Annotated in this window: 15 protein-coding genes and 1 pseudogene; 6 read left to right on the top strand and 10 right to left on the bottom strand. The window is 69.2% G+C overall.

Translation table 11 applies throughout. The annotated features are described in order from the left end of the window. Window positions 1-37: 37 nt before the first annotated feature. The gene (gene purM, locus ACFXN1_RS09120) at window positions 38-1,117 is read left to right on the top strand and encodes a phosphoribosylformylglycinamidine cyclo-ligase (protein ID WP_356998884.1); all 1,080 of its coding nucleotides are present in this window, start codon (window positions 38-40) and stop codon (window positions 1,115-1,117) included. 345 nt (window positions 1,118-1,462) lie between these two features. Here the strand turns inward: purM and ACFXN1_RS09115 are convergent, their stop codons facing one another. The 4 genes from ACFXN1_RS09115 to ACFXN1_RS09100 all read right to left on the bottom strand — a co-directional run bounded on the left by ACFXN1_RS09115 (window position 1,463) and on the right by ACFXN1_RS09100 (window position 4,635). Then, entirely contained in the window at window positions 1,463-1,675 is a 213-nt protein-coding gene (locus ACFXN1_RS09115; protein ID WP_071811571.1) for a DUF3073 domain-containing protein, read from the bottom strand. 187 nt (window positions 1,676-1,862) lie between these two features. Then, window positions 1,863-2,825, bottom strand: a complete 963-nt coding sequence (locus ACFXN1_RS09110; protein WP_379435766.1) for an asparaginase — start codon at window positions 2,823-2,825, stop codon at window positions 1,863-1,865. Between the two features lie 26 nt (window positions 2,826-2,851). Then, window positions 2,852-3,523, bottom strand: a complete 672-nt coding sequence (locus ACFXN1_RS09105; protein ID WP_379435767.1) for an MOSC domain-containing protein — start codon at window positions 3,521-3,523, stop codon at window positions 2,852-2,854. Then, window positions 3,520-4,635, bottom strand: a complete 1,116-nt coding sequence (locus tag ACFXN1_RS09100; RefSeq protein WP_379435769.1) for a YgfZ/GcvT domain-containing protein — start codon at window positions 4,633-4,635, stop codon at window positions 3,520-3,522. The genes ACFXN1_RS09105 and ACFXN1_RS09100 overlap by 4 nt, the downstream gene beginning before the upstream one ends. Before the next feature lie 319 nt (window positions 4,636-4,954). Here ACFXN1_RS09100 and ACFXN1_RS09095 point away from each other — a divergent pair, with 319 nt between their 5' ends. The 5 genes and pseudogenes from ACFXN1_RS09095 (at window position 4,955) to ACFXN1_RS09075 (ending at window position 12,395) form a co-directional block, all read left to right on the top strand. Further along, complete coding sequence (locus ACFXN1_RS09095) at window positions 4,955-5,881, top strand: aminodeoxychorismate lyase (protein WP_379435770.1); 927 nt, start codon at window positions 4,955-4,957, stop codon at window positions 5,879-5,881. 179 nt (window positions 5,882-6,060) lie between these two features. Continuing rightward, window positions 6,061-7,533 (top strand): cytochrome ubiquinol oxidase subunit I, encoded by a 1,473-nt coding sequence (locus ACFXN1_RS09090; RefSeq protein WP_379435772.1) that lies wholly within the window; start codon window positions 6,061-6,063, stop codon window positions 7,531-7,533. A 9-nt stretch (window positions 7,534-7,542) separates the two neighbouring features. Then, window positions 7,543-8,592 carry a cytochrome d ubiquinol oxidase subunit II gene (gene cydB, locus ACFXN1_RS09085; protein WP_379435773.1) on the top strand — a complete coding sequence of 350 codons (1,050 nt, stop codon included), beginning with the start codon at window positions 7,543-7,545 and terminating at the stop codon, window positions 8,590-8,592. A gap of 66 nt (window positions 8,593-8,658) precedes the next feature. Next, window positions 8,659-10,383, top strand: a pseudogene (gene cydD / locus ACFXN1_RS09080) (thiol reductant ABC exporter subunit CydD); the annotation flags it as partial. A 335-nt stretch (window positions 10,384-10,718) separates the two neighbouring features. After that, window positions 10,719-12,395, top strand: coding sequence for an ATP-binding cassette domain-containing protein (locus ACFXN1_RS09075; RefSeq protein ID WP_379435775.1), 1,677 nt, complete (start codon window positions 10,719-10,721; stop codon window positions 12,393-12,395). 327 nt (window positions 12,396-12,722) lie between these two features. Here the strand turns inward: ACFXN1_RS09075 and ACFXN1_RS09070 are convergent, their stop codons facing one another. The 6 genes from ACFXN1_RS09070 to ACFXN1_RS09045 form a co-directional block, all read right to left on the bottom strand. Next, window positions 12,723-13,391 carry an FABP family protein gene (locus ACFXN1_RS09070; RefSeq protein WP_379435863.1) on the bottom strand — a complete coding sequence of 223 codons (669 nt, stop codon included), beginning with the start codon at window positions 13,389-13,391 and terminating at the stop codon, window positions 12,723-12,725. Between the two features lie 274 nt (window positions 13,392-13,665). Further along, window positions 13,666-13,971: a DUF1416 domain-containing protein gene (locus ACFXN1_RS09065; protein ID WP_354830981.1), complete on the bottom strand. Its 306-nt coding sequence runs from the start codon at window positions 13,969-13,971 to the stop codon at window positions 13,666-13,668. A gap of 6 nt (window positions 13,972-13,977) precedes the next feature. Next, window positions 13,978-14,811: a sulfurtransferase gene (locus ACFXN1_RS09060; RefSeq protein ID WP_379435776.1), complete on the bottom strand. Its 834-nt coding sequence runs from the start codon at window positions 14,809-14,811 to the stop codon at window positions 13,978-13,980. Between the two features lie 69 nt (window positions 14,812-14,880). Next, on the bottom strand, window positions 14,881-15,411 hold the full coding sequence (locus ACFXN1_RS09055; protein ID WP_379435778.1) for a DUF4395 domain-containing protein: 531 nt from the start codon (window positions 15,409-15,411) through the stop codon (window positions 14,881-14,883). 255 nt (window positions 15,412-15,666) lie between these two features. Next, window positions 15,667-16,125, bottom strand: coding sequence for a thioredoxin family protein (locus ACFXN1_RS09050; protein WP_354830975.1), 459 nt, complete (start codon window positions 16,123-16,125; stop codon window positions 15,667-15,669). Next, the gene (locus ACFXN1_RS09045) at window positions 16,122-16,997 is read right to left on the bottom strand and encodes an LmeA family phospholipid-binding protein (protein WP_379435780.1); all 876 of its coding nucleotides are present in this window, start codon (window positions 16,995-16,997) and stop codon (window positions 16,122-16,124) included. Before ACFXN1_RS09045 ends, ACFXN1_RS09050 begins: the two co-directional genes overlap by 4 nt. Window positions 16,998-17,090 lie beyond the last annotated feature (93 nt).

Genomic DNA, 17,090 nt, shown 5'->3' with positions numbered 1-17,090 from the left:
ATCTATCCATCGATTCGGCTTGGAGCTCTCTCCGACAATGACTGAACAGATCCCCAGCGGTGCCGGTGCCTCGTACGCGGCGGCCGGCGTCGACATCGAAGCCGGTGACCGTGCAGTCGAGCTGTTCGCTCCCCTGGCCAAGAAGGCCAGCCGCCCCGAAGTACAGGGCGGACTCGGCGGCTTCGCAGGACTGTTCGCACTGAAGGGCGGCTACAAGGAGCCCCTGCTCGCCGCCTCCACCGATGGCGTCGGCACCAAGATCGCGGTCGCCCAGGCCCTCGACAAGCACGACACCGTCGGCCTGGACCTGGTCGCCATGGTCGTCGACGACCTGGTGGTCTGCGGCGCCGAACCGCTGTTCCTGCAGGACTACATCGCCGTCGGCAAGGTGGTCCCGGAACGCGTCGCGCAGATCGTCTCCGGCATCGCCGAGGGCTGCGTCATCGCCGGCTGCGCCCTGCTGGGCGGCGAGACCGCCGAGCACCCGGGCCTGATGGGTGTCGACGACTACGACCTGTCGGCCACCGGCGTCGGCGTGGTCGAGGCCGACGCCGTGCTCGGCCCGGACCGCGTCCGCCCCGGCGACGTGGTGATCGGCATGGGCGCCTCCGGCCTGCACTCCAACGGCTACTCGCTGGCCCGCAAGGTGCTGCTCGACATCGACCGCATGTCCCTCACCGGGCACGTGGAGGAATTCGGCCGCACCCTCGGCGAGGAACTGCTCGAGCCGACCAAGATCTACGCCAAGGACTGCCTGGCCCTGATCGCCGAGACCGACGTCCGCACCTTCTGCCACGTGACGGGTGGCGGCCTGGCTGCCAACCTGGCCCGCGTGCTCCCCGCCGGCCTGGTCGCCGAGCTGGATCGCGGCACCTGGAACCCGGCCCCGGTCTTCAAGATGATCGCCCAGCGCGGCCGCGTCGAGCGTGCCGAGATGGAGAAGACCTTCAACATGGGCGTCGGCATGGTCGCCGTCGTCGCTCCCGAGGACGCCGACCGCGCCCTCGCCGTCCTCACCGCCCGCCACATCGACTGCTGGACCCTCGGCACGGTGAAGAAGGCCAAGGACGCCGACGCCGCCCGCGCCGTCCTGGTGGGAGACCACCCGCGCTTCTGAGCACCGGACAGCAACGAACGAAGGCCCCGGCCACTCTGGAGAGTGGCCGGGGCCTTTCGTTATATCCGGCGGCGAGCCAAATCGCCCGTCTCCCAACGTGACAACTGATTTCGTTCCGGCGAGGGTAACTCGTCGGGGTACGTCCAGAATCGGATCGGTACTCAACCGGCGGCACGCGTGCAGAACTGGCTACGGCTCCCCAGCCGTGCGCCAAAGGCGCGGGGAGGCGGGGGAGCCGCTAGTGCTGCTGGCAAATCCTCAGCATCGCCTGCTGCTCGGCGTAAATCGACGTGCTAAAGGGGGAAGCCCATCGGCCTCCCCCTGCAGTACGTCGAAATATCCGAGTCAGCGACGCCAGTCGTCGTAGCTGTCTTCTTCTTCCCAGCTCGACCGCGATTCGCTCGCGTCATGCTCTTCGGAAAGCACACCACTCCGCTGTGTGTCGGAGGGACTCCCCGACAGCTCTCGCTGAAGGCTCGAGAAGTCGGTCGACGGTGAGCTGTACTTGAGCTCCCGTGCAACCTTGGTCTGCTTTGCCTTAGCCCGGCCACGGCCCATGGCTGACCCCCTCGCGTCACTGCGGGGCGGCCTGGGGTGGGTTTGGCGGCCCCGTTCGAATTAATACTCTTCCTGACGAACACTTTAGCGTGTGTCCGGCGGTCGCGCTTCCAGGAGTGGGGGATAAACGTCCCGGGGCCGGGCCCGGCGCTCTCCGGGCCCGTGCGAAAAGGTTGCTGACCGGGGGCTACAGCACCCCGGGAATCGCTCTGACGATGCCCACCCGGGTTCCGCCGCCGAGCACCGCGGGGGCCGCCAGCTCAGCGTGCTCGTCGGTCCACGGCACCCCCATACGCTGGAGAATGGCCAGCGTCAGGGGGAGTCGCGCGCGATCGGCGCCGTCATCGATCTTGTAGGCGAAGGCCGAACCGTCCGGCAGAGCGCCGGCGTGCACCCCGTCCGCGCCGATCTTGCACACCAGGCCGGGGGTCGCGGTCATCACCCGGAAGTCGGGACCGTCCGTGCCGGAAATCACTCGCGGATGCGTGCGAATCGCGTCCGCGACACGGCGTTCCGGGCTGTTCTCGGGCGCGGTGGCGAAGGTCGCGTAGGCGCGCGCCAGATTCACCAGCGACACCGGCACGATCGGCAGGCCGCAGCCGTCGATGCCCAGATCGGTCTCCGGTTCACCGGTCAGTTCGGCGACCGTCTCCAGCACGGCCCGCTGCAGCGGGTGCCCGAGCTCGAGATAGCCGCGGGTGGGCCAGTCGTTGATCCGGCAGGTCGCGAGCATGGCGGCATGCTTGCCGGAGCAGTTCATGTAGACGCGGCGGGACGCCTTGGCGCGGTCGCGCCCGGCCAGAGCCTGGGCCCGGGCGTGCTCCTCGAACGGCAGATCGGGCGGGCACTCGAGATCGTCCTCGGTGAAGCCGAAGCGGTCCAGCAAACGCTGTACCAGCTCCACATGATCGGCCTCGCCGAAGTGCGAGGCGGTGGCGATGGCCAGCTCGGCGTCGTCCACCGGCTCGAAACCGTTGCGCAGCAGGGTGAGTGCCTGCATCGGCTTGTTGGTGGAGCGCGGGAAGATCGGGCCGTGCACCGCGCCCACCGCGACCAGCGGCTCGCCGTCCGGGCGCAGCACCACCGCCGAGCCGCGGTGCACGCACTCCCGGAACCCGGACCGCACCACCTCGACCAGATCGACGCTCATGGTGGGGCTCCCCTCGGAAGTCGGTGTCATCGGGCGGCTGCCCCGACGTGACGGCGGCGGTGACGATCGATCTGCATGCGGACGTCGTCGGAGATGGTGGGTTCGGCCTCGGCCAGCAGTTCCAGGCGGGCCGGGTCGGCACCGGTGAACAGGTCGCGGACGGTGATCCGGTGCTCGGGCACGTACACCACCCGCACCTCGTCGCCCGCGCCGATCGTGCCCTCGGTGAGCACGCGCAGATAGGCGCCCGTATTCGCCTGTGCGGTGAAGCGTTTCACCCACTGCGGTTCGCCGGAGTGCCACTGGAAGGTGGAGCACGGGACGCGCGGGGCGGACACCTCGAGCAGGGTGTCGCCGATGGCCCAGCGTTCGCCGATGACCGCGTCGCTCACGGGCAGGCCGGTCAGGCGCAGGTTCTCGCCGAACCAGCCCGCGTCGAGGTCTCGGCCGAGCTCGGTGGCCCAGCGCCGCGCGTCCTCCTCCGCATAGGCGTAGACGGCCTGGTCCACGCCGCCGTGATGTTTGGTGTCGCACACGTGGTCGCCGTCCAGCCCCAGCGCCCGGACCGGAACCCGGTGCGGCACCGGGCGTTTGTCGATGGCGGTGCGACCCACCTTGGAGGACCGGGCGGGCACCTCCAGTTCGGCGTGCACGACGCAGACGGCCAGCACCCGGCCGGCCGGAACGACGGCGTTCACCGGCCGCGCAGCTTCTCGACGGCGAGCCGGCCGGCCTGCGGCTCGTCGTGGGCGGGCATCGAATCCGGGTCGATGGCCGCCGCACACGGGCCCGCCACCAGGGCGGTGTCGGCCGGGATGGTGCGTTTGATCAGGGCGAGGGCGATCGGGCCGAGTTCGTAGTGGTCGATCACGGTGCCCAGGACGCCGACGGCCCGGCCGCCCGCGGTCACCGGGTCGCCGGTCGCGGGGCGGGAATCCGCGGAACCGTCCAGGTGCAGCAGCACCAGGTGCCGGGGCGGCTTGCCGAGGTTGTGCACCCGGGCCACCGTCTCCTGGCCGCGGTAGCAGCCCTTGTTCAGATGCACCGCACCGTGTTCGGCGGGGCCGCCGATCCAGTTCACCTCGTGCGGGATGGTGCGGTCGTCGGTGTCGACGCCCAGGCGCGGGCGCAGCGCGGCCACCCGCAGCGCCTCGAACGCCCACAGGCCCGCTGGCGCCGCGCCCGCGTCGCGCAGCCGCGTCCACCAGGTGACCAGCTGGTCGCGCGGGACGATCAGGTCGAAGGAGTCGGCGGTGGGCCAGGGCATGCGGCGCAGGAAACCGCCGCCGGGCAGGGGGACCGCGCGATAGGTGCCGGGAAGGGCTGGGACGCCGAGGGTTTCGATGAGCTCGGTCACACCCGGGCCCAGCAGGCTCAGCACCGCATGGTCGTTCGCGTCGACGGGTTTCGCGTCGGCCCAGAACACCATCTTCTGCAGGAAGCTCAGCAGCTCGGGGCCGCGCGCGCCCTCGGTATCGATCCACACCGTGCCGTCCAGGTCGGTGAGCACGAAGTGGTTGAGCACCCGGCCGTTCAGATCCAGGTCCAGATTCTCGGCGGATTCCCGGTCGCCCAGATCGGCGACCGCCTGACTGGAGATGGTGTGCAGCCAGCTCAGCCGTTCCTTGCCCGTGATCGACAGCACGAATCGGTGGGAGCGATCGACCACCGCGACCCCCTGTACCGCCGCGCGCTGCTCGCCGAACGGATCGCCGTAATGCCACGCGACCGCGGCATCCGGTGACTCCGGCAGCCCCGCGACAGCCCCTGGAACCTGCAGAATCGGACTGGGTGCAACCGATGAGGACACACACCCACACTAACCCGCCGCTCCGCGCCTTCAGCGCACGGCTCGAGAGGCGTTGCCGGTTGGGCACGCGTGCCGGCGGTCGGGAGCCGAACCGATTGTGGACATACCCGGTGAGTTACCCGGATCCGTGTGAGATCAGTCGTCGCGTTGGGAGACGGGACCGGGTGGCGTGATCAGGTCATGGGTGGGTTCGACGTGCCCGGAACGATGTCGCCAATGGGCCGCGGGCAGAGGTTTACGGCGTGGTGACAGGCGGGTTTACGGGCTGGGTGGCGCGGTATGCCCGCCGGGGTCCGCCATCTGTCATAGGGTCGAGTCCATGGTGGAACGGGTTTTGGTGACACTCGACGGCGCGATCCGGGATCCGGACGCGCCGTTGTTGTATGCGGACGACATCGGGGTGCTGCGGGGGGACGGCATCTTCGAGACGGTGCTGGTGCGCGGGGGCGTGCCCTGTGCCCTGGAGTTGCATCTGGCCCGGCTACGCCGCTCGGCGGAGGCGCTCGATTTGCCCGCGCCGGATCTGGAGGCGTGGCGGTTCGCGGTGGAGCTGGCCGCCGAGCAGTGGGGGAGCGAGCGTGAGGGGACGCTGCGCATGGTGCTCACCCGGGGGCGTGACAGCGATCACGGAGCCGCTGGCGAACGAATGGCGAACAAGGGTGGGGACCTGGCCGGCGCCGAACCGGCAACCACCGGTTACGTTTTCGTGGTGCCGGTCCCGGACCGCGTGGAAAAGGCGCGCACCGAGGGTGTTTCGGTGATCACGCTGTCGAAGGGCATCTCCATCGACCTGGCGCAGAACGCGCCGTGGCTGCTGCTGGGTGCGAAAAGCCTGTCCTACGCCACCAATATGTCCGCGCTGCGGTTCGCCCAGCGGATGGGCGCCGACGACGTCATCTTCACCAGCACCGAACATCGGGTGCTGGAGGGTCCGCGCTCGACAGTCGTTGTGCAGCGCGACGACAAGCTCATCACCCCGCCCGCGCGCAATGGCGTGCTGCCCGGCACCACCCAGCGCGCATTGTTCGCGCAGGCGGAGAAGGCGGGCTGGGAGTGCCTGTACGAGCCGCTGTTCACCGCCGACCTGATCACCGCCGACGCGATCTGGATGCTGTCCTCGATCACCCTGGCCGCGCGGGTCAATTCCCTGGACGGACTGCGCATGTCGGCGCCGGAGAACGCGGACGAGATCGTCGAGATGGTGAATCGCGGCATCGCGCTGCCCGGGAGCCTCGCCGACTGGTGATCGGCCCGGGTTTCCTTGACGGTCACCAGGTTCCGGCGGTGACCGGTGGGATTCGCCGCGGCGTGTCCGTCACATTCCGGCAAATATCTGGCACGCTGTGGTGAGGCATACGTTGATCTGAGCTCCCATGGGCGTAATGTCGGGTACTACGTTATGTCGTAGATCGGCAGGGAGGTCGGATGAGCGTCGTAGATCTGGCGCGCTGGCAATTCGGAATTACCACCGTCTATCACTTCGTCCTGGTGCCGCTCACCATCGGCCTCGCTCCGCTCGTCGCGGGCATGCAGACCGCCTGGGTGATCACCGGTAAGGAGCATTGGCTCAGGCTCACAAAGTTTTTCGGCAAGCTGTTCCTGATCAACTTCGCCCTCGGCGTCGCCACCGGCATCGTGCAGGAATTCCAGTTCGGCATGGGCTGGAGCGAATACTCCCGCTTCGTCGGCGACGTGTTCGGCGCCCCGCTGGCCATGGAGGCGCTGGTCGCCTTCTTCATGGAATCGACCTTCCTGGGCCTGTGGATCTTCGGCTGGACCCGGCTGCCGCAGAAAGTGCACCTGGCCTGCATCTGGCTGGTCGCCATCGGCACCAACGCCTCCGCGTACTTCATCATCGCGGCCAACTCGTTCATGCAGCACCCGGTCGGCGCGAAGTACAACCCGGAGACCGGCCGCGCCGAACTGCACAGCATCTGGGAGGTGCTGACCAACAACACCACCCTCGCCGCCTTCCCACACGTGGTGGCCGGATCCTTCCTCACCGCAGGCACTTTCGTCGCGGGCATCGCCGGATGGTGGATGGTGCGCAATGCGCGCAAGAGCAAGACCGAGAGCAGCGACGCGCCGATCGAGGAGGCCCGCACCATGTGGCGGCCGAGCGCGCGCCTGGGCCTGTACGTGATCCTGGTCGCCTCGGTCGCCCTCATCTTCACCGGTGACATCCAGGGCAAGCTCATGTTCAAGCAGCAGCCCATGAAGATGGCCTCGGCCGAATCGCTGTGCCACACCGAGACCGACCCCGACTTCTCGGTCCTGACGGTCGGCACCCACAACAACTGCGACAGCGTCGACCACCTCATCGAGGTGCCCTACGTGCTGCCCTGGCTGGCCAGCGGCGACTTCACCGGCGTCACCCTGAAGGGCGTCAAGGACCTGCAGGTCGAGTACAACCAGAAGTACGGCGTCGGCGACTACCGGCCCAACCTGTTCGTGACCTACTGGTCCTTCCGCGCCATGATCGGCTTCATGGCCGGCCCGATCCTGTTGGCGCTGGCCGGATTCTGGGTCACCCGCCGCGGCCGGGTACCGGATCAGACCTGGTACAAGTGGCTTTCGCTGCTCGCCATCGCCACCCCCTACCTGGGCAATATCTCCGGCTGGGTGTTCACCGAGATGGGCCGTCAGCCCTGGGTGGTCGCACCCAACCCGACCGGCGACCAGCACATCCGGATGACGGTGCAGCAGGGCGTCTCCGGGGTCTCGGCGGGCACGGTGCTCACCTCGCTGATCGTCTTCACGGCGCTCTACGGACTGCTGGCCATCGCGTGGTTCTACCTGATGCGCCGCTACGTGATCGCCGGACCCGAGAAGGCGTCCACCGATACGGGCCCGAAGATGACCGGGGAGCCCGTCGAGAAGCTTTCCTTCGCCTACTAGGAGCCGAGGATGAGTCTCCCAGAATTCTGGTTTCTCCTGATCGCGGTGCTGTTCACCGGCTATTTCGTGCTGGAGGGCTTCGACTTCGGCGTCGGCATGCTGATGCCGATCATCGGTCGCGGCGACGAGCAGAAGAAGCGGACCGTGCTCAACACCATCGGCCCGGTATGGGATGGCAACGAGGTGTGGCTGCTCACCGGCGGCGGCGCCATGTTCGCCGCCTTCCCGGAGTGGTACGCCAGCCTGTTCTCCGGGTTCTACCTGGCGCTGCTGCTCATCCTGGTCGGGCTGATCGCGCGGGCCTGCGCCATCGAGTGGCGCGGCAAGATCAACGATCCGCGCTGGCGCACCTGGTGTGACGTGGGCATTGCGCTCGGGTCGTGGATTCCGGCGCTGGCCTGGGGTCTGGCCTTCGCGAACATCGTGCGCGGTGTGCAGCTCAACGAGCACAAGCACATCCAGGGCACGCTGCTCGACCTGCTCAACCCGTACGGCATTCTCGGTGGGCTGGCCACGCTGCTGCTGTTCCTGCTGCACGGCGCGGTGTTCATCGCCCTGAAGACCGGCAGCGAGGTGCGCGATGACGCCCACCGCATCATCCGGCTGATCTTCGCGCCAACCGCGGTGGTGGTGGCGTCCTTCGGCATCTGGACCCAGCTCGCCCACGGTAAGGGCTGGACCTGGATTCCGCTGGTGCTGGCCGTGGTCGGACTGGTGGTGGCGGGTCTCGCCGCCATCCGGGGCCGGGACGGCTGGGCCTTCACGGGCACCGCGGTCACCATCGCGGCGGCCACCGTGCTGCTGTTCGGGTCGCTGTTCCCGAATGTGCTGCCGTCCACCATCAATGACGCGTACAGCCTCACCGTCGACGGCCGCGGCGGCACCGTGGCGGCGTCCTCGACCCACTACACGCTGGTGGTGATGAGCTGGGTTGCGGTGGCCCTGGTCCCGATCGTGCTGATCTACCAGGCTTGGACGTACTGGGTGTTCCGCAAGCGGCTCACCGTGGAGCAGATCCCGGCCTCGATCGGGCTGCCCATGGAATCCGCGAAGAGCTGAACGGAGCGGGCGCGCCGGACGTGCTGTCTACGGGCCCGGCGCGCCCGTTCGCAGAGGAGATCGACCATGGCACGACCGGTGGACCCGCGACTGTGGCGGCACGCTCGCTCCGCCCGCAGGTATCTCGGGCTGAGCGTGGGGTTGTCGCTGGTCACCACAGGGTGCATCGTCGTCGCGGCGCTCGCGCTGGCGCGGGTGCTCGCGGGGGTCATCACCGAACCGGATCAGCGCCGCATCGGCTCCTGGACCGCCGAACTGGTGGTCTTCGCGGTCGCGGTCGGGTGCCGGGCGGCCGCCACCTGGTGGCAGTCGCGGCTCGCGCACCGGGCCGGGGCGCAGGTGGTCGCCGAACTCGAGACCGCCGCGCTGGCAGCCGGGGCCCAGCTCCCGCCCCGGGAATTGGAGAGCCGCCGCACCGAACTCGCGGTCGTGGTCGGCTCCGGATTGAGCGGGCTGCGCGCCTACCTCGCGGGCTACCTGCCCGCCCTGCTGCTGGCGATGCTCGTCCCACCGGTGGTGCTGGCCGTGATCGCGGTGCACGACTGGGTCTCCGGCCTGATCATCTTCGTCACCCTGCCGCTGATCCCGATCTTCATGATCCTCATCGGCCTGCTCACCCAGGGGAAATCCGCCGGCACCCTGGCCGCCACCACCCGGCTCTCCGACCAGCTCCTCGACCTCTTCGCGGGCATGCCGACCCTGCGCGCGCTCGGCCGCGAGACGGGACGCGCGGACAGCGGTGGGGGAGACGGTGATTCACCGCGCAGCATGGCGTGCCGGGTCCGCGAGCTCGGCGATGTGCTGCACCGCCGGACCATGTCGGCGCTGCGCCTGGCGTTCCTGTCCTCCATGGTCCTGGAGATGCTCGCCACCCTGTGCGTGGCCCTGGTCGCGGTCTCCATCGGCATGCGCCTGGTGTTCGGCCACATGGGCCTGTACGCGGGCCTGCTCGCCCTCATCCTCGCCCCCGAGGTGTACCTCCCGCTGCGCGCCGTCGGCGAACGTTTCCACGCTGCCCAGGACGGAATGGCCGCCGCCGACAAGGCTTTCGCCATCCTCGAGCCGGACACCGCGCCGGCCGCCGACGCGAACACCGATGCGGCATCCTCCGCGCCGACGCCCGTGCCGGCCGGACCCCAGCGCCGGAACCCGCACGGCCACATCGACATCCGCGAACTCACCGTGCGGTCGCGCGACGGATACGCACCCGAAGGGCTGTCCGCTGCCCTCCGGCCGGGCACGGTCACCGTCCTGACCGGCCCGAACGGGTGCGGCAAATCGACCGCGCTGCAAGCCATCCTGGGCCTGCTCACCCCGGACTCCGGAAGCGTTCTCGTCAACGGCATACCCGTCTCCGACCTGGACCCCGACCAGTGGTGGTCCCACATCGCCTGGCTGCCCCAGCGCCCGGTTCTCGTCCCCGGCACCCTCCGCGCCAACCTCGAACTCCTGGGCCCCCCATCCGGCCCGGACCAGATCGACGCCGCCTGCGCCGCAACCGGTTTCGACGCAGTCCTGGCCACCCTCCCGTCCCGCTGGGACACCGTGCTCGGCGCCGGCGGCATCGGCCTCTCCCTGGGCCAGCGCCAGCGCCTCGCCCTCACCCGCACCCTCGCCGCCCCGCGCACGATCCTGCTCCTGGACGAACCCACCGCCCACCTCGACGATGCCTCCGAGACAACGGTTCTCGCGGCCCTGACCGCCCGCGCCCGCGCCGGAGCCACCGTTGTCGTGGTCGCCCACCGCCCCTCCGTTCTCGCCATCGCAGACCACGTGGTCGAAGTCCGGGCCACGACCACGGCGCAGTCCGAGCATGAACCACAGTCGGATACGACGGCCGCTGCCCCACGGCAATCACAGGCGGCGACGAACTCGGCTGCCGAGCTCAGCGGCAACGCCGCGCCAGGGTCTTCCGGCGCATCCACCGGAACAGGGATCGAAGGGTCAGCGGCCGCTCCGGATCCGGGTGCCTGCGGACCCGCGCCGGAAACCGCTGCCGCCGAGTCGGTATCGGGTCCGCGAGCGGATCCGAGTCCCCGTCGAGCGGACGGGGGCGCACTCGGCCGAGCCGGGAGCGGCGCGACCGGGAGCGCGGGCGCGGTGAGCTCGATGGAGGTGTCGGCGCGATGAGGGCGGTACTGGCCGATTTCCGGCGGATTCGGGAGCTGCTCGAGCTGTCGCGGGGGCGGATGGCGCTGTCGGTGGGGTGGGGGGTGCTGGCGCTCGGGAGCGGGCTCGGGCTGGCGGCGTTGGCGGCGTGGCTGATTGCGCGGGCGTGGCAGATGCCGCCGGTGCTGGATCTGAGCATTGCCGTGGTGACCGTTCGGGCGCTGGGTATTTCGCGGGGGCTGTGCCGGTATCTGGAGCGGCTGGCCACTCACGATGTGGCGTTGCGGTCCATGAGCACCGCGCGGACCACGACCTATCGGACGCTGGCGGGTGCGGACATCTGGCGGTTGCGGCGGACCGGGTCGGCGGACGGCGATGCCGCCGGACCGGCGGGCGCGGAAGACGGAGCCCGGCGGGGGGATCCGACGAATCTGCGGCGCGGTGAGCTGCTCGGCCGGGTCATGAGCGATATCGACGATCTCGGGGCCGTGGTGGTGCGCGCGTTCGTCCCGATCGCGGTGGCGTTGATCCTGTCGCTGCTGGGCGTCGGACTGCTGGCGAGTATCTCGGTGTCCGCGGCGGTGATTCTGGCGGTGGCGCTGGCCGTTTCGGGCATCATCGCGCCGTGGCTGTCGGCGCGTGCGGCCCGGGAGGCGGAGCTCGCGGTGCGGGCCGATCGCACCGAGTTCACCGCCGAGGCGCTGACCGTGCTGGACCACGCGCCCGAATTGCGGGTGGCGGGCCGGCTTTCCGAGGCGGTCGGCGCGGCCGCCGCGGCGGGGCAGCGGGCGGTCGCGGCGGAGGATCGGGCGGCGGCACGCAGCGCGTGGGCCGCGGCGGTGCTGCCACTGTCCATCGGGGTGAGCGTGCTGGGGGCGCTGCTCATCGGAATCGTGCTGTACGGCAGCGGTTCTCCCATCCCGACCGCCGGCTTCCAGACCGTCCCGCCGGGCGGCATCACCCCGATGGCGTTCACGGTGCTGGTCCTGGTGCCGCTGTCCGCCTTCGAGGCCGTGGCGGTGCTCCCGGCTGCCGCGCAGGCCCTCACCACCGGTCGCGCCGCCCTGCACCGCCTGGATCGGCTCGAGCACGGCGAATCCGAGGCTCCCGCACCGAATCTCCCCGCGCTGCCGCCTGGGCGCCGGATCGCCGTGGTCGGCCCCAGCGGCGCGGGCAAGACCACGCTGCTGATGTCCTGGGCCGGGCTCTTCGAGACGCCGCGCCCGGGCGTCACCTTCTTCGCCGAGGACGCGCACCTGTTCGGCACGACGGTGCTGGAGAACCTGCGCGTGGCCCGCGGCGACATCACCCCGGGTGAGGCCGAATCCGCTCTGCGCGCGGTCGGAGCCGGCGACTGGCTGGACTCCCTCCCCGACGGCGTCGAGACCGATCTGGTCGGCGGCGCGGCCGCGGTCTCGGGTGGTCAGCGCCGGCGCCTCCTGCTGGCCCGCGCCCTGCTCGCCCCGGCCCGCGTATTGCTGCTCGACGAACCCACCGAACACCTGGAGGCCGAAGCCGGGGCCGAGCTGCTGCGCCGCCTGCTCGACGAATCCAGCGGCCTGGTGGAGCGTGACCGCACCGTGGTCGTCGTCACCCACCAGCTGCCGCCGGACACGAAGGCGGACACCATCGTTCGCGTCGAGCCGGGCGGCACCGTCGCCATCGCTCGATCTATTCCCACAACGCCGGCCTGACCTGTGATTTCGCAATCCGAGAAAATACGTTGCCGCCACTGTCTCATCCGACTAATTTCGTCGGTACACAGGAAGGAGGTGGTTCGAGAATGATTTCTAGGACGCGTGAGGTGGCTGCCAGCTAGGCGCTACCGCTGCAATCGGATTCCGATCGCGCGAGCCCTCGCGAATCCAAGGCAGCCACCCGGCCCCCGAGTTACGGTCCGTCCGACCGGATCAGCGTGAAAATGTTGCATCTTCCGCTGGTATGACTCGGGGGCCGTACCTGTTCCGCACATCCACGCATGAAAAAGCCCCGTCCGGCCGGACGGGGCTTCGCTGAATCTGCTAGCCGATGTAGCGCTGCAACCGTGCCGAGAGCCGCGGCTCCAGTGCGCCGTCGGCGGCGATGCGCTCCTCGACGTAGCCCAGGTCGCCGCCCTCGACAATGCCGTAGAGCCGCTTCGCGCCGCCCACCACGATGCCGGACTGGCTGCGGATCACCACGTCGGTGGCCAGCTCCCAGGAGGACTGGGTGAGCGCCTGGCCGTAGAACAGCTCGACAATGCCGGTGGAGTGGGTGAGCAGCAGCTCCAGCACCTCGTCGTCACCGTCGATGCCGACCCGCCAGAAACCGCTCTCCCGCAGATCCGGGCCCGCGTACTCGCCCTGGGCGTCCAGCTTCCAGGAGCGCGCCTCCCAGGTCAGGTAGTCGCCGCCGTCGTGCGAGACGATGATCTGCTGACCGAAGCGGTAGTCGCCGGTCTCGAAATCATTGCCCTCGCCCTCACCGCGCCACACACCGACCAGCGGCAGCAGCGCGAGCATGGAGGAACTCAGATCCGGGCCCAGCCGCAGGTTCGCGGTATCGACGGGCAACGGCAGATCGGGGAGCGTCGGAACGTTCAGCGACCCGGTCGACTTGGCACGCTCGGCCGCGTCCGCGACCGCCTGGTCGCCGCTGCGCCGGAGGGCGGCAGCATCAGCGGGCTTCGCGCCCTCGTCGTGGCGAACGATCGGCGTCGACGACGACGAACCGTTGGCCACTCCCTTTTCGATGTTCTCGTGGGCCGGATCTGTCACGACTCGGTGAACAGCCGGTAGAGGACGTACAGACCGAACCAGGCGATCAGCACGGAGACGAGAACCAGCAGAATCTCGAAGGTAAGCACCACGTCTGGGAGTGTAATCGCACCGCCGGGATCACGTGAAAACGACCCCGGGAAAAACTCCGGCACGCACGAGAACGGCCCCGGGATCACGAATCCCGGGGCCGTTCTTGATGTTTCGCCTACTTGGCGACGCTGACGTCCACGTTGTGGATGCCGGCGCCCTCCGGCGACACCTCGACGGTGCCGTTGCCGGACGCGGACAGCGCGCGCAGGGTCCACGTGCCCGGCGCCGCGAAGAAGCGGAAGTCGCCGGTGCCCGAGGCCACGACCTCGGCGGTGAAGTCGCCGTTGCCGTCCAGCAGGCGGACGAACGCGCCACCGACGGTCTGGCCGTCAGCGGTCAGGACGCGGCCGGTGATGACCGTCTCCTTCTCGACGTCGACGTTGGCGGGCAGGGCCTGGCCCTGGGTAGGTGCTGCACACATAGGTAATTACGCTCCCAACTCGATCGGTGCACCGACGAGGGACCCGTACTCGGTCCAGGACCCGTCGTAGTTCTTGACGTTCTGGTGGCCCAGCAGCTCCTGCAGCACGAACCAGGTGTGCGAGGAACGCTCACCGATGCGGCAGTAGGCGATGGTCAGCTTGTCGCCGTCCAGCCCGGCCTCCTTGTAGATCTCCGCCAGGTCGGCGTCGCTCTTGAAGGTGCCGTCCTCGTTCGCGGCCTTGGACCACGGCACGTTGATGGCGGTCGGGATGTGGCCCGGACGCTGCGACTGCTCCTGCGGCAGGTGCGCGGGAGCCAGGATCTTGCCCGAGAACTCGTCGGGGGAGCGCACGTCGACCAGGTTCTTGGCACCGATGGCCTCGATGACCTCGTCGCGGAAGGCGCGGATGGACAGGTCCTGCGCGGCAGCCTTGTACTCGGTGGCAGCGCGGTCCTTGATCTCCTTGGTCAGCTCACGGCCGTCCAGCTCCCACTTCTTGCGGCCACCGTCGAGCAGCTTGACGTCCTGGTGGCCGTACAGCTTGAAGTACCAGTAGGCGTAGGCCGCGAACCAGTTGTTGTTGCCGCCGTATAGCACCACGGTGTCGTCGTTGGCGATGCCACGCGCGGACAGCAGGGCAGAGAACTGCTCCTGGCTCACGAAGTCGCGGCGAACCTGGTCCTGCAGGTCCTTCTTCCAGTCGAGACGCACGGCGCCCTCGATGTGTCCCAGGTCGTAGGCCGAGGTGTCTTCGTCGACCTCGACGAGGACGACGCCCGGGGTGTTGAGGTTCTCTTCGACCCAGTCTGCGGAGACCAGGACATCGGAGCGAGCCATGTTGTTCCTTTCGATGCGGTGCCGGTACAGGCGTTGCGTTCGTGTGGTTGAGGGATGGACGGTCGGGGGTCAGACAGAGGAGTTCACGGAGCTGGTCGAGGTCGGGACGGTGCTGCCCGGGGCCGAGCGGAACCGCGCGACCAGCGGATAGATCTTGCAGCCCAGGCAGATTCCGAAGGCCGCGTTGAGGAAGGCTGCGAACAGCGCGAATCCGGTGAAGATCGCGCCCGCCACGGGGCTGCCGGCCGCGAAGCCCAGTACGCCCAGCACCGCGAAGGCCAGGCCGACCAGCTGCGCGAACCGCAGCGGCGCAACGGGTTCCAGCTCGGTCGGCGCACCGATGCGCGGGGCGACCGCGGCGGCGTAGAGCCGGCCGTACGGGCTCCGGCGCGGACCGTGGGCCGCGCCGAGGCCGAACACGATGGCCTGCAGCGCCAGCAGCACGGTCGCGGCGGGAACCGAGACGGCGGCGAGGATCAGAACGAGGGCGAGCACCGCGGTGGTGATCCAGGCGGCGAAGCGGGGGCCGCGGACATCCACCTGCCCGGCGGGCGGTGTGCTCCGCCCTGCGGGTGATGTGCTCGGATGAGGGTTCGACATGGGAGTGCTCCTGCGCTGAAGGTGTATTGGCCAGATCGCCGGAGGATCGAAACGATCTCTCGACAGCGGGTCAAATCCGGTCGGCGACAGGGGAATACGAAAGGCCGACCGGCTAGCGGCACAGGCAGCAACAACCACCGAGCCGGCACAGGTCTACCGTGCGGCGTCGGGTGAGCATCAGCTCGCGGTTGGATTGCACGAGAGGCAGTTTACCCAATTTTCGGGGGAAATTGGACCCGGGGTCCGTAATGCTGATCACTCAGCGGAGCCGGCGACCGTTAAAGGGGCCAATGACGTGCGCAGATCCGCCGCCTTCGGAACGCCGGAGATACGGAAGCGTTCCAATCCTCGAGAATCCAATCCGAAAGTGGTGGGCAGCGAGAGCACGTTCAGCTCGCGCGCCAGCTCCGGATACGCGTCGATGTCGACCTCGAGATCCAGTGGCGGCAGCTCGGCCGACTCCAGCTCGCCGACCACCGACGCGACCACCCGGCGCACCGCCGCGCACGGGCCGCACCAGTCGGCCGAGAAGTGCAGCACGGTGGGCCGTCCCGGGATCACGCCGGCCGCGGCCAGCAGCGCGGCCCGATTCGATTCGGGCTCAGGCGGATTCGCCGCGGCGGCGGCGCGCACGCGACCCTCGTTGCGGCGCACCAGGATTCCCACGCCGGTCGCCAGGACCAGCATGACCACCAGAATCTCGATCGCGATCATTGTTTCTGCAACCTGTCCAGGTCGACGATCGCATTGCGGCCGGCGCCCTCCACCACGATCTGCCCGCCGCTGGCCTGGACCCGGGTCGGGACGATGCCGAACGGCATGTTCTTGGTGTCGAGGGTACGGGTGAAGCGGGCCAGCACCGCGGGCCGGTCCTGCTCGGGGATGACGATCCGGTCCTGGTCGGGGAGCACCGAATCGGTGTCGGCCTGCAGGTCCCGGCCCGCGATGGCGGTGGCGGTGATCCGCACCTCGTCGCCCACCAGCCGCAGATCGGCGAGCACGTGCACCTTCTTCTTCGTCACCTTCTCGCCGCCGTCGCCGCGCGGATCGGTGACCGCCACGGTGTCGGCGTCCGGGCCGACCGGCACGGTGCCCTCCAGGATGATGGTGCCCCCGTTGGTCGTGGGGACACTGCCGGAACCGCCGGAGCCGTCGGACTTGTCGGTGGGTGGGCCGAAGACCTGCAGGTCCGGAATCTTGAACAGCCGGCCCAGCTCGGTCGGCTCGATGCGCATGCGGGCCTGCACCTCGTCCACCGGGACCTGGCCCACATTGCCGTCGATGAGATTGCGCATCGACAGGTGCGCGCCGGTCAGATCGGCCTCGACCGTGATCCGGCCGGGAATGTCCGGGCGCATGGCGCGGGCGCGGACGTCGATGTTTCCATACTGACCGTCCAGCGCCTGGGCGACGAACGGGTGCCGCAGCGACTCGTGAATGGTGATCTCCGGATCGGCGCTCAGGTCCGAACCGGTCCGCAGGAGTCGCGAGACCCGGTACTCGGAATACGCCGCTACCCCGAAATCGAGTAGGACGGCCAGCCCTGCCAGGCAGAGCAGTCCGATGAGCAGCCTCCGGAAACGCATAGCTGCACCCTAATAGGGAGGTGTGCCGTTACCACCCGCCGACGTCCGACTCGGGCCGGTCGCGGCCCGGTGAATGACAGGTGAATGGGAACC

The organism is Nocardia sp. NPDC059154 (genome assembly GCF_042755705.1).
GTDB lineage: Bacteria > Actinomycetota > Actinomycetes > Mycobacteriales > Mycobacteriaceae > Nocardia.
This window is presented reverse-complemented; position numbering and strand designations above follow the sequence as displayed.

Excerpts from the sequence above, each read along its gene's own strand:
- ACFXN1_RS09075 (WP_379435775.1), top strand. The coding sequence starts at position 10,719 with ATGAGGGCGGTACTGGCCGATTTCCGGCGGATTCGGGAGCTGCTCGAG.
- ACFXN1_RS09045 (WP_379435780.1), bottom strand. The coding sequence starts at position 16,997 with ATGCGTTTCCGGAGGCTGCTCATCGGACTGCTCTGCCTGGCAGGGCTG.
- ACFXN1_RS09110 (WP_379435766.1), bottom strand. The coding sequence starts at position 2,825 with ATGAGCGTCGATCTGGTCGAGGTGGTGCGGTCCGGGTTCCGGGAGTGC.
- ACFXN1_RS09055 (WP_379435778.1), bottom strand. The coding sequence starts at position 15,411 with ATGTCGAACCCTCATCCGAGCACATCACCCGCAGGGCGGAGCACACCG.
- ACFXN1_RS09095 (WP_379435770.1), top strand. The coding sequence starts at position 4,955 with ATGGTGGAACGGGTTTTGGTGACACTCGACGGCGCGATCCGGGATCCG.
- ACFXN1_RS09060 (WP_379435776.1), bottom strand. The coding sequence starts at position 14,811 with ATGGCTCGCTCCGATGTCCTGGTCTCCGCAGACTGGGTCGAAGAGAAC.
- cydB (WP_379435773.1), top strand. The coding sequence starts at position 7,543 with ATGAGTCTCCCAGAATTCTGGTTTCTCCTGATCGCGGTGCTGTTCACC.
- ACFXN1_RS09050 (WP_354830975.1), bottom strand. The coding sequence starts at position 16,125 with ATGATCGCGATCGAGATTCTGGTGGTCATGCTGGTCCTGGCGACCGGC.
- ACFXN1_RS09115 (WP_071811571.1), bottom strand. The coding sequence starts at position 1,675 with ATGGGCCGTGGCCGGGCTAAGGCAAAGCAGACCAAGGTTGCACGGGAG.
- ACFXN1_RS09090 (WP_379435772.1), top strand. The coding sequence starts at position 6,061 with ATGAGCGTCGTAGATCTGGCGCGCTGGCAATTCGGAATTACCACCGTC.
- ACFXN1_RS09065 (WP_354830981.1), bottom strand. The coding sequence starts at position 13,971 with ATGTGTGCAGCACCTACCCAGGGCCAGGCCCTGCCCGCCAACGTCGAC.
- purM (WP_356998884.1), top strand. The coding sequence starts at position 38 with ATGACTGAACAGATCCCCAGCGGTGCCGGTGCCTCGTACGCGGCGGCC.